The 12,302-nt window shown below is 40.0% G+C and carries 11 protein-coding genes; 6 read left to right on the forward strand and 5 right to left on the reverse strand.

Annotated features, from left to right (window positions below; genetic code table 11):
• Positions 1-640 precede the first annotated feature (640 nt).
• On the forward strand, positions 641-3,235 hold the full coding sequence (locus CWB80_RS21450) for a TonB-dependent receptor (RefSeq protein WP_138599999.1): 2,595 nt from the start codon (positions 641-643) through the stop codon (positions 3,233-3,235).
• 238 nt (positions 3,236-3,473) lie between these two features.
• Positions 3,474-4,985, forward strand: coding sequence for a tryptophan halogenase family protein (locus CWB80_RS21455; RefSeq protein WP_138599998.1), 1,512 nt, complete (start codon positions 3,474-3,476; stop codon positions 4,983-4,985).
• Between the two features lie 37 nt (positions 4,986-5,022).
• Here the strand turns inward: CWB80_RS21455 and CWB80_RS21460 are convergent, their stop codons facing one another.
• Entirely contained in the window at positions 5,023-5,733 is a 711-nt protein-coding gene (locus tag CWB80_RS21460) for a DUF6445 family protein (RefSeq protein ID WP_138599997.1), read from the reverse strand.
• Positions 5,734-5,976: 243 nt separating this feature from the next.
• Between CWB80_RS21460 and CWB80_RS21465 the strand changes: the two genes are divergently transcribed.
• Positions 5,977-6,681 carry a SapC family protein gene (locus CWB80_RS21465; protein WP_138599996.1) on the forward strand — a complete coding sequence of 235 codons (705 nt, stop codon included), beginning with the start codon at positions 5,977-5,979 and terminating at the stop codon, positions 6,679-6,681.
• A 125-nt stretch (positions 6,682-6,806) separates the two neighbouring features.
• Positions 6,807-7,841 carry an isoaspartyl peptidase/L-asparaginase family protein gene (locus tag CWB80_RS21470; protein WP_138599995.1) on the forward strand — a complete coding sequence of 345 codons (1,035 nt, stop codon included), beginning with the start codon at positions 6,807-6,809 and terminating at the stop codon, positions 7,839-7,841.
• A 69-nt stretch (positions 7,842-7,910) separates the two neighbouring features.
• Here the strand turns inward: CWB80_RS21470 and queF are convergent, their stop codons facing one another.
• Positions 7,911-8,756, reverse strand: coding sequence for an NADPH-dependent 7-cyano-7-deazaguanine reductase QueF (gene queF, locus CWB80_RS21475; RefSeq protein ID WP_054553726.1), 846 nt, complete (start codon positions 8,754-8,756; stop codon positions 7,911-7,913).
• A 59-nt stretch (positions 8,757-8,815) separates the two neighbouring features.
• Between queF and syd the strand changes: the two genes are divergently transcribed.
• Positions 8,816-9,355 (forward strand): SecY-interacting protein, encoded by a 540-nt coding sequence (gene syd / locus CWB80_RS21480; RefSeq protein WP_138599994.1) that lies wholly within the window; start codon positions 8,816-8,818, stop codon positions 9,353-9,355.
• A gap of 61 nt (positions 9,356-9,416) precedes the next feature.
• Here the strand turns inward: syd and CWB80_RS21485 are convergent, their stop codons facing one another.
• The 3 genes from CWB80_RS21485 to CWB80_RS21495 form a co-directional block, all read right to left on the reverse strand.
• Entirely contained in the window at positions 9,417-10,190 is a 774-nt protein-coding gene (locus CWB80_RS21485) for a Zn-ribbon-containing protein (RefSeq protein WP_138599993.1), read from the reverse strand.
• Positions 10,190-10,456 (reverse strand): hypothetical protein, encoded by a 267-nt coding sequence (locus CWB80_RS21490; protein ID WP_054553723.1) that lies wholly within the window; start codon positions 10,454-10,456, stop codon positions 10,190-10,192. The genes CWB80_RS21485 and CWB80_RS21490 overlap by 1 nt, the downstream gene beginning before the upstream one ends.
• 155 nt (positions 10,457-10,611) lie before the next feature.
• Entirely contained in the window at positions 10,612-10,842 is a 231-nt protein-coding gene (locus CWB80_RS21495; RefSeq protein ID WP_036969581.1) for a DUF2789 domain-containing protein, read from the reverse strand.
• Positions 10,843-10,989: 147 nt separating this feature from the next.
• On the opposite strand from CWB80_RS21495, the gene CWB80_RS21500 reads away from it, so the two are divergent.
• Positions 10,990-11,637, forward strand: a complete 648-nt coding sequence (locus tag CWB80_RS21500) for a GNAT family N-acetyltransferase (RefSeq protein ID WP_054563618.1) — start codon at positions 10,990-10,992, stop codon at positions 11,635-11,637.
• Positions 11,638-12,302: the final 665 nt, after the last annotated feature.

A 12,302-nucleotide genomic window follows, 5' to 3' on the forward strand; every position in this document is an offset into this window, starting at 1 on the left:
TATCAACGAGGTTTTATTGCCTAAAAATAGGTCACTTAATTAAGCGAATTGGTATAACAAACAGTATTGAATAAATACACTTTCTTTAAATAGCCGATAAAGTGTTAGACAAGTACAAAGGGGCTCTATATAATCAAAAATGACAACGCTGTCATTATTATTGATTGTTATTCTCAATATTCCCTTAAACTCATTCTGCCCAGAAAAAGTTAAAAATAATTTGTACATGACAGCGCGCTTTTAGAAACACGTTAGTTTTTAAGCTAATTTATTGTTAGATAACAGGTTTTATATAACTTTTAGTTATGGTTAATAAATGCCCAGTGGAAACTAAAGCTTACAAAAATACATGTAATTTTTAGCTAATTTCAAAAACTCATCCTTTTGGTCTTTTCATCTGCAATATCACTCATGCTATATTTGCGCCGTTTATTTGTAACAATTCTTAAAAACTCAATATTAAATATTAGTTATATCAATAACTTGATTATTTCGTTGTAAATTTTTTGCACAAATTAACCAAAAAGATGTAGCACAAATGTAATTTAGAGTGTATGGTTTGTTACTAGATGACAGCGTTGTCATCATCACTGGGCAGAAGTGATATAAAAAACCAACAAAATGATTCAAGGGGAATCCTGTGTTAGCTAAAAATTTTAAGAAAAGCTTATTAGCAGTTAATATCGGCCTCGTAATGAGTGCTGGGTTCACTGGCGCTGCATACGCAGCAGATGAAACTAAAGTTCAAGAAGATGTTGAAGTAATTGAAGTTCGCGGTATTCGCCGTTCACTTGAAGCTTCAATGAATACTAAGCGCTTTGCTGACAGCGTTGTCGATGCTGTATCTGCAGAAGACATCGGTAAGTTTCCTGATGGCGATGTAGGTGAAGCACTAGGTCGTATTTCAGGTGTTGCTGTTAACCGTCAATTCGGTCAAGGTCAGCAAGTGTCTATCCGTGGTGCTTCAAGCCAATTAACACGCACACTTTTAAACGGTCAAACTGTTGCATCAACAGGTTGGTATGACCAACAATCAATCGACCGTAGCTTCAACTATACGCTTTTACCACCTGAATTAGTTGGTGAAATCCAAGTTTATAAATCTTCTCAAGCTGACGTTGTAGAAGGTGGTGTTGGTGGTACTGTTATTGTTAACACTCGTAAGCCACTTGATCTTGACGCTGGTACAACTTTCTTAAGTGCAAAAGCCGACTACGGCACAATCTCTGAAGAAACAGACCCTCAAGTTTCTGGCTTATTTAGCTGGAAAAATGACGAAGAAACATTCGGTTTATTAGGTTCAGTATCTTGGGCTGAAACAAACTACCAACGTAACGGTATCGAATCACTGATCGGTTGGGGTGATATTGTTCCTACTACGTTCCAACAAGAGCGTGAACGTACAGCATTAAATGCAACTTTCCAGTATCGTCCTACAGAAAACCTAGAGCTAGGTTTAAACATCATGAGCCTTGAGTTAGATGCAAACAATGCAAATACCTCAAACTTCGTAATGTTCCCTGACGACAAAGAAGCAGCTTGTGAGCAAACAAATGCATCAGGTACATGTACTTTCTATCGTCGTACTGGTGAAGGTGTAAATCCAGGTTGGACTCAAACTTGGGCACGTATTGCGAGCATGTCATCTGACACAGCTGATTTCAGCCTTAAATACGAAGGTGAAAACTTCACATTAAAAGGTCGTTTCGGTACAACTGAATCAGAAGGTGGTACAGACCTTACTGCAAACTACGGTAACTTCATTGGTGTTCCATCTGATTACGCGGGTACTTATGATGCAACTGGTGATGTGATCAAAATTGATATCAATAACAAATACTTTGAAGCATCAGATTTTGCAGGTCCATTATCTCCAGCTGGTTGGGCACTTAAAAAGCAACCTAACACAGATGAAGAAACTTACGCACAGTTAGACCTTTCTTTCCCTGTTGATTTTGGTGCTATCACAGCAATCAAAACAGGTTTCCGTTGGGCTGACCATGAAGTAAAACAAGAGACTTACTCAACTACTTTAGTTGATACATTACCAACTGGTGATGGTGAGACTTACTACTCAGGTACTATGTCATCAGGTGCTGGTTTCACTTTACCAAAGCCAGATTTTGACAAAATGGTAGCAGATGCACGTGCTGCAATTGTAAGCTTCGATAATGATTCAGCTGTATACCGCTCAGGTTACGGTACAATTGAAGAAGAGAACTTTGCAGTTTACGCAATGGCAGAGTTCTCTGCAGAATCTATCCGCGGTAACTTCGGTTTACGTTATATCTCTACAGATGCAGAATCAGATTACTACGGTTTTGCAAACGGTGAGTACGAAAGCTCTCTAAGCACAGATAAAGCGAGCTACAACGACGTATTACCTAGCATCAATATCGCTTTCGATTTAGCTGAAGATGTAATTTTACGTACCTCTGCAGCACAAGTAATTGCTCGTCCTAACTACACAGATATGTTCTCTGCATCATCTTTTGCAGGTTACGCTGATGGTACAGCAAATAACGAAGTACTAACTAAAGGTAACGTAGGCCTTAACCCATTCAAAGCAACTCAAGCTGATTTAGGTATTGAGTGGTACTTTGATGGTGACGGTATGGTAAGTGCAACTTACTTCTTCAAAGACATCACATCATTTGTTACTTCAAGCCAAATCTTGAATCAACAAATCGGTGTTGTAGACCCAGATACTCAAGGTGATAACTGGACGCTATCTACTAAGCTTAATGCAAGTGGTGGCCAAATCGAAGGTATCGAGCTACAAATTCAAGATGGCTTTGACAGTGGCTTTGGTTACTCAGCAAACTACACATTCGTAGATGCACCATCAGAAGCTGAAAACTACCCAGATATGATCCCATTATTCTCAGATTCGTCTAAGCATACTGTGAACTTAGTGGGTTACTATGAAACAGATACTTACTCAGCACGTTTAGCTTATAACTGGCGTTCAGAGTACATGATCCGTGAGCTTCCTGGTTTCTACGGTAACCGTGAGCACCAATCATACGGTACTCTTGATTTCAGTGCTAACTACAGCGTAACTGATAACATTGACGTAACGTTTGAAGCTGTTAACTTAACTGAAGAAGACAGCGTACAAATCGGTGTTGCTCCTTCTGATGCAGAAGTAGTTCCTGAGCTTCGTAACGGCTACCCAGCATGGAGCTTTGAAGGTGAAGCACGCTACAAGCTAGGTGTATCACTACGTTTCTAATTTGATTTAGATAACGAAATTAAGAAAGCCCAGCTCGCACTGGGCTTTTTTGTGAGTAATACCAACCCGCAATAATACTTAGTCATTTTGAGGGATTAAACCTGTCGCTAACTGCGTTAAAAATTTCTGATTTAGAACAACTAAATAACGAAATTTTTGCCTTGTTATTAACAAGGTTTTCTTGCCTCAAACTAGACCATTTAATTAAGCGAATTGGTATAAAAGTGGGCGAGTGAAAATGATAAAAAAAATCGCAATTGTTGGTGGTGGAACAGCAGGTTGGTTAGCCGCTAACCATTTGGGTCATGCGCTTTTGCAAAGTGGCATTGAGATCACGTTAATCGAGTCTCCTAATATTGCCAGCATAGGTGTCGGTGAAGGTACTGTTCCTTCGATGCGCAACTCTTTGCAAAAGTTTGGTATCAGTGAAAGTGATTTTATCAATGAATGTGATGTTACTTTTAAGCAGTCAATCAAGTTTGTAAATTGGCTAGATAAACACAAACATGGTGCTAACTTTTACCATCATTTATTTGATCACCCACATATATTCGGTGAGGAGTTAACGCAGCAGTGGCTTGCTGAGGGTAACGGTAATGATTACGCAGACTTTGTTTCTAAGCAGCATGCATGTTGTGAAAATAATTTAGCTCCAAAAACAATTGCGACACCGCAATATGCAGGTATCAATGGCTATGCCTATCATTTTGATGCTAAAAAGTTTGCTGCTTTCTTAGGAAGCCATGCCACGCAACATTTTGCTGTAAAACACCTGTTTGCAGAAATTAAAGATGTCAGCTGTGATGAGCAAGGTTTTATTACACACCTAATTGACTCAGAAACTAACGCCTTAGAATTTGACTTTATAATTGATTGCTCCGGTTTTTCGGCTGCCTTTATTGGGCAAAAACTAGGGGTGGGCTTTGTTGATAAGTCAGATAGTTTATTAACTGATACTGCAATCACATTGCAAGTACCGACACAAAGCGATGATGAAATACCGCCTTACACTATTGCCACGGCACACCAAGCCGGTTGGATCTGGGATATTGCGCTAACAGAGCGAAGAGGGGTGGGGTTTGTTTATTCATCTAAGTATATGAGCGATGATAAAGCGCACGCTAAATTGCATCATTATTTAGGTAATAAATTTGAGCACTTAACACCACGAAAGATCCCGATGAAAGTAGGGCACAGAGAAAAAATGTGGCACAAAAACTGTGTGGCTATCGGGTTGTCGCAAGGCTTTGTTGAGCCTCTTGAAGCAACTGCCATCTTAATTGCAGACTTTTCTGCGGGGTTATTAGCTAAACGTTTTCCGCGTACCCGAGAGGACATTAACTTAGTTGCTGATGAATACAATCAGCAGGTGAATTATGTATGGCAACAAACCTTTGATTTTATAAAAATGCATTACTGTATTTCGGATAGAACTGATTCGGCTTTTTGGCGTGATAACAAAAAAACCGATCAGTTATCAGAAAAACTAAAAAATAACCTAGCACGCTGGCAGCGCTTTACACCGGTACGCGAAGACTTTGCAAGTAAGTTCGATTTGTTCGACTTAGAAAACTACTTATACGTACTGTTTGGTATGCATTATGTACCTGCCAAACAGCAATCTAAGCAGAGCGACAATCAACAAGTTGCTGAATTTAAACAGCAGCGCGTCAATCAGCTATTAAGCGAGCTACCTAAGCACAGAGAACTGTTAGATAAAATAAAGAAATTTGGCTTACAGAAGTACTAATTTTATTAACTGAGCTGGCTAATACGTATTAGCCAACTCAGTCGATTCTAAAAAATGAGGAGATAGATAAACGACTGTTATTTAGATCATTACAGTACTTTTTGTGATTTAAAAGAGCTGCGCTATGTAATAGATTACTTTTATAAATTACGAGCCTATTGATCTTGGCTTCAATATCCACCACTTTTTCAAAAAGCGCTGTTGTTTCATTTAAATAGCCTTGATGAGTTGCACTGTGTTTTTCTGTATCAGCAATCATGTTATGCACGCTATTTTGGTTATCAGCTGTCACTTTAATAATATTCTCAGGCAGATATTTGTATATGCCTGTGCCACCCCATTCTTTAGGAGACAAATAATGCACTGCTGCAAATGTTTTATCATCCGTTGAATCAATATGTGGCATACGCTGCAAGGTATTTAATTCATCCGCATTTTGAGTAACTAATGAAAGTTTACAGCGGTGAAGATATAAATTATTTTCGCCGCTAGTAATGATCCCTTGCTCTAAAAGTTCGTTAACTAGCTGCTCAAAAGCTCGGTAGTAAGGCGCAGGCATTTCATCTCGTTTGCCAGGGTATAGAGTGCCATCGCTGCCAAAAGGCTGGAAATAGGCTGTCTCTGTGGCAAATTGATAAATAGGCTCAACGCTGTGTAAAAAGTCATCAATAATAATAACGGCTTCATTAATTTCACTAATAAACACTTGGCTTACTTTATAGTCTTTATTTAATTGATAGCCTTCCATTGTTTGCCCCAGTCTTTCCATAATTGTGGAATATACTAACAAAAATAGTGGCTTATGCGTGATAATATTTACTTGCTTATAGCTTGTTTTTTCATCACTTAAGGTTAATTAGCAACATGGGTAAATTTGTTAATTTATAATGTACAAACTGCCACAAAATTTTCACTTCCTTTTTGTTGCCAAAACCTATAGGCTTTGGGCACTAACAGCAAAAACATATTATAAAATTAATGGAGCAGTATCATGGCGGAGCAACAAGTACAGCCTTTACATAACGAAAAACATGCCAACACTAAAATTCAAAATGGCATCAACATTGAGTTCATGAAAACTCAGCACTTAGTACCTGTGGTTGCACACGAATTTGCACGCATCGCAAATGAATTCCCAATGGCATTTGTTAAAAACAACGAATCAGGTAAATTTCAAGCAGTTGCTTTATTTGGTCTAGAGCCAGGCGAAAACCTTTTCATTCAAGACGGCAAATGGACAGCTGCATTTGCACCTATGTCTATGACTCGTTACCCACTTGGTCTTGTTAAGCATCCAGAAGCTGACCAATTTGGTATCGTAATCGACGAAGCAAGCCCACTTGTAAGCGAAGAAACAGGTAATGCACTTTTCGAAAACGGTGAAGAAACTGAGTACCTTAAGCGTCGTAAAGAAGCACTTGTTTCTTTCATCGAGTTCTCTCAGGTAACTGAAGCATTCACTAAGTACCTTGCAGACAAAGAACTACTAGTAGCTCAAACGCTAACTGTAGAAATCAAAGGTGAGAAAAAAGACATCAACGGTATCTACCTTGTTGACGAGAAAAAACTTAACTCACTAGGTGATGAAGAGTTCTTAGACCTTCGTAAGCGTGGCTATTTAGCACCAATCTACTCTTTCTTAACGTCTACTCACCAAGTAGCACGTTTAGCACGTTTAAAAGCAGCTCAAGCTTAATTTTAAACTGCTGAAAAAAAGCGCCATTAGGCGCTTTTTTTGTTTCTTTCGTCTGTTAAAGCTTGAAAACCAGCGACGAATTATTCACATTGGGCTTACAAACTAAAATAAATATAAGTGCCCCTATGTTAAAAACATTACTCACCTCAGCCATTGCCCTTAGCGCATTATCATTTAGTACTTTCAGCCATAGTAGTGATCAACCTTTCGCTATTGCTATTCATGGTGGTGCTGGAACAATTGAAAAAAGCCGCTTCACGCCAGAGCAAGAAAAAGCTTACCGTGCAAAACTAAAAGAAGCCGTTGAAACAGGCTATGCTGTGCTCGAAAAAGGTGGTGAGAGCCTAGATGCCATTACTGCGGCAATTAATGTGCTTGAGAACTCGCCGTATTTCAACGCTGGTCGCGGTGCTGTATATACTTATGACGGTGCACATGAGCTTGACGCATCGATTATGGATGGTCGTACACGCCAAGCAGGAGCTGTTGCTGGGGTTAAACACATTGAAAACCCAATTAACCTGGCCCGCCTAGTGATGGAGAATTCAGTGCATGTTATGCTCAGCGGTCAAGGTGCCGAAGAGTTTGCAAAAACTCAAGGTATGCCGCTGGTTGAAAACAATCTTTTCGATACTGAAAATCGCTACAAAGCGTTATTAAAAGCAAAAGAAAAGCTCGATAAACAAAAAGTCACCAGCAAAGACTACCAAGCTGCACACAAAGCCCTGCCAGTTAATTACAAAATGGGCACTGTTGGAGCGGTTGCACTTGATAAAAACGGTAATATCGCCGCAGGTACCTCTACAGGTGGTATGACAGCAAAACGTTTTGGTCGTGTGGGTGATTCACCTGTGATTGGTGCAGGAACCTTTGCTGAAAATGAATCATGTGCAGTATCTGCGACAGGTCATGGTGAGTATTTTATTCGCTACAATGTGGCAGCTGATATTTGTGCTCGCGTAAAATACCAAGGTAAAACCATTGTGGAAGCAGGTAACGAAGTGATCCACGATGTATTAATGCCTGTAGGGGGAACTGGTGGTGTGATCATCATTGATGCTAAAGGTAACATCAGTTTGCCGTTTAACACCGCTGGTATGTATCGTGCGAGTAAATCGAATACATCACCAACGTATGTGGGTATTTTTAAAGACGAGTAATTACCTGTAACGAATCTTCATGCAATAAAAAACCGAGTTTCACAACTCGGTTTTTTATTGCCACCAAAGTTATTGGCGATTAATTTTTACCTTGAAAGGTGTTTCATCTTGATTCGTTGAGCGATAAGGGTTGATATCTAAACCGCCACGGCGTGTATAACGGGCATACACTTCAAGCTCTTCGAGGTTTAACTGCTGCATTAAATCGCAGTAAATACGCTCCACACATTGTTCATGAAATTCGTTGTGAGTTCTAAACGAAATTAAATATTTTAATAAGGCTTCATGGCAAATCGCTTGGCCTTTATAACGAATAATCACACTCGCCCAATCAGGCTGTGAGGTGATCAAACAGTTCGATTTTAGTAAGTGACTATGTAGGGTTTCTGAGACAATCTCATCACCATTATGGCGAAGTGAGCTGGCATCAATATCATAGCTAGTGATTTCGATATCCAGATCATCAATACATTCGCCCGGTAACGCTGAAAATGGCAAACAATTGAAATCATCAGCTTGGTATAAAGTAACGATCACCGGTGCATTTACCGCATCGGATAAGTCTTTGCTCAGTGCTTGATGTACGTCATCCGGCGTCTCAAAACGTGTTTGATTAAAGCTGTTTAGGTACAATTTGAATGACTTTGACTCAATGATGTGACTGCTTTGACAAGGAAATACAAACGTTGCCACAGCGACCATTGGCTTACCCTTGCTATTTAGCCACGATAATTCATAGCCAGTCCAAATATCTTGGCCTTTAAACGGTAAGTTATCTTCGCTAACACCTAATGCATCACGGTTTAATTTACGGGCAATAGGAAACAGTAAACTGGGTGTGTAGGTATCTACATACTCTGTGCTTTTACCAAGAACACTGTTTTTCAGTTCGGGTGAGTTGCTGTAATCTGTCATCTTTACACTTTTGTAGTTACAATGGCGGCATTATACCTAAAGCCAATGAGTTTCGCAGTATGTCTGTTTCTACAAAATTAGATAAGTTACATCAAGCATTTAGTGAAAAATGCCTCGAACGCACAGGAAAGCTTCCTGTTATTGAACATGATACAGCATGGCCAAGTCCATGTGAGCAGGGCGAAGTAGATGAGAAGGGGCTCATTCAGTGGTGTGCAACCCCACAACAACCTGCTGGCAGTTTAGAAGACTTAGCCAAGGCACTAGAGTTATCGTTTCCTGAAGATTTAAGCCCATTGTTTGGTCATGTCTATGCGGGTAATTTGTTATTGAGTATTGATGATCATCACATTGAACTGCTACAAGCATGGAATGAAGATGATTTTAGCCGCTTACAGCAAAATATTACCGGTCACGTGTTAATGAAGCGCAAGCTAAAGCAGCCAGAAACCGTATTTATTGGTCTTACAGAGCAAGATGATCTGCTGATCACTGTATTAGTCGAAAGCGGTGAGGTTTGCTTAGAGTATGTGGGTAAAAAACCACATCATGTGCTAGCGAATAGCATCAGTGAGTTTTTAGACAAAGTAACGGTGTAAATTCAATAAGTAAAAAGGGGCGGTTGCCCCTTTCGTGTATCTGGTTATTACCTTTATTAGGTTATTGAAAGTCCCACGAGATATTCGAAACAATGCCACAGGACTCGCAACGAAAATCAAATAAGCCAAACCATGGCTCTGGTAATTTCCACTCGCCATCGCAGCTTGGGCAGCGACGTTTAAGCTCTGACTCTTTATCAACGCCGCCTACACGGTATAAATAGTAATAAACCGGCTTCTTGGTTAGAAAACTAATACGTTTCGTGATATCACGACCACGGCGGTATAAGTCACTCTTGATGCTCGTTAGCTCTTCAAGCGCAGGAAATTCACAACGGGTTGCACCATTGATCTGAATTTGATCGCACGCTTGCCAGTCTTCTTGCCATTTAATGAGTGTTTTGTAATCGCCATTGGCAATGGCTGGAATGCGAAATAACGGCACAGGCAAAAAGTCATCACCACAATAAAGCGGGCTACAGGTGTGCACGTACGTGGTATACAAAATATAGCACGACGGATCATGACACATGTCTGCGCCATTTGAGTGAATGTCTTGGCCGACCACTTTAACTTTTGGTGCCAGTAAGCCTGCAGTGTTTAATTGCTCAATGCTATGTTTTACAAACGGGCTATGGTTGAGCGGATGCATCGCATCTTCGGTTGGGCACATTACACGAGTAATGAAAAATCCATCTTTTAAAACCGTTGGAAATTCATCACCAATTATTTGGCCGTTAAAACGAAGCGCATTCACTAGGCGGTTTATCGCCTGCTCAGCAAGCTCTAGGGTAGTATCTTGGTAGCAATCAAAAGTCAGATCGACAACAAACATTATTTTTTCTCAAGCAGTGCTAATAACCTATCTAATTTAGCTTCAATACGATCCAATTGGCTTTCTTTTGGTGTACTCAGTTGTTCATTTGACGGGTTATTGATGAAATTATTAATTGAATCCGGGTTGTTTTTATATTGGCTAACCGCAGCGATGATCACAGGCATCGGCATAGGTTGGGTTAACTTACTTTTAGTTAAGGCAACTGTTGGGGTTTTACCTTCATCAAGAAGGGTTTTAATTGCATCAAATACAACGGCATTCATTTTTGTATAAACTCTTTTATAAAGACTAAAAAGCACCGCAGTATATGGGCTGCAGTGCGCGCGTATGGTAGCAATAATAGATGTGGAGTGAAATTACTTTCCTAATTAACGAGCTAAAAGAATGTTATTTAAGCTTGTTAATTAGCTCGCAGGCGTTACTGGCGTAACCTTGCGTCTAATTCATCAATCACCTCGCTCCAAGCACCATCTTCTGCAAGTGATTCTGCTAAAAAGTGTTGCTGAGCTTCATCCCAAAAAGGCGCTTCCTGCAATAGGGTTGTATCAGACAGTTGATGAGATGCTATAAAAGCATCTATTTCACTTTCTTTGCTCGGTAAACCAAGTTGTGCAAATAGGGTCGAAATATCATGTTTTGTCGTATCCATAGTTCTGCTCCTTGTGTATGGCGATAATTATTACTGCTTGAACTTAATGATGATGAACCGCAGTTTAACTTACGCTGAATTTGTCTTTAATCACCGTTGGGTATATACCTTATAGTCTAGTACGAAAATAATAAAACAAATAAAAGGATGAGTATTTTGACAGTTGCTGAACCCGAAACCTTAAGTGTGCAATACCTGAGTGCTGAAGATATCAGCACTGCCGCAAGCCTTATTTATCAAGCCTATCATGATGATCCCGTTCTTCAGAATGTATTAGGTTTTCAACAAGATAACCCAAGTAAATATGAAACTAAATTACGTGCTTTAGTACGTGAAGAGCTAGCAAGTTTCTGGCAAGAAAAACAGCCTCTAATAGGTCTTTACTCACAAAGTAGATTAAAAGCCATTGCCTGTGTATTTGATTCGGCAAGTGAACTACAAGCTGAGCGATACTGGCATTGGCGCTTAAAACTGATGCTCAGTGCAGGTTACTTGCAAACCAATCAGCTTATAGAAAAAGAGCGTACTATTCGCGAAGCGCTTTCAAGCAAAGGCCATTATCTGTTTTTAGCCTTTATAGCCGTTGACCCACATTTTCAGGGGCAAGGTTTAGGCAGATATCTGCTACGAGGGCTTGATGATTTAGTTGAGTCAAGCAATCAAGCAAGTGGTTTAGCTGTATTTGTTACCCGCTCTGAACAGCGTGAATTCTTTAGCTCTGAAGGGTTTGAGGTGTTCAAAGCCTTGAGCTTTAACCAAGTTGAAGGTGACTTGATGTTCAAAGCTGCAAATTAAGCAAAGGACGTTTTGGAAATAGCAATGTGCGATAAGTCTCACATTGCTGTGCGTTTTATCAGTTTAATGCCTTTAAATTTGTACCCATAATTGCTTATTGTAATGATTTTAAAGGATTTATTATTTTTGTCATTTTTGTGACTTAGAAAAAATTACTTTTTATGCCTACCAAGATACCCGCATTTCTCTAAACTTAATCATGTCAAGAAGACGCAGGTTCAATGAATGAACTGATGCCAAGGATTAGGATTATGGCAACAAAGCAAGATGCTTAGCAGGAAGCAAAAGGACAAGAGCTAGGGAAGCAAGGAAGAACGAGGACACTGCCAGGATGCAGTACAATCGCGGAGCGATTGAAAAGGACTGACCAAAGGATGATTTTAGCAGGAAGCTAAAGGAGCGTTTGGAAAACGAAGTGGATAGCCATTGACGGCAAGAGGACGGCACTAGGATGTGTTAAATGTTACATGAGGTAGCATGGTGGGTGTATCGGATGTATACCCGTTCAGGGGAAAGATAAAAAGGCAGCTTCGGCATAAGTAAGGATACTTAATCATGGAAGTAGCAAGATTGGGGCGTGGCTAATAGCTACGCCTTAGTTCTTTCTGGAGGTTGCACTTCTCGCACTTGCAATTATTCTTGTATAACTCGCAACTCGCAACTCG

Source organism: Pseudoalteromonas sp. S1650, assembly GCF_005887195.1.
In the GTDB taxonomy this organism is placed as follows: domain Bacteria; phylum Pseudomonadota; class Gammaproteobacteria; order Enterobacterales; family Alteromonadaceae; genus Pseudoalteromonas; species Pseudoalteromonas simplex.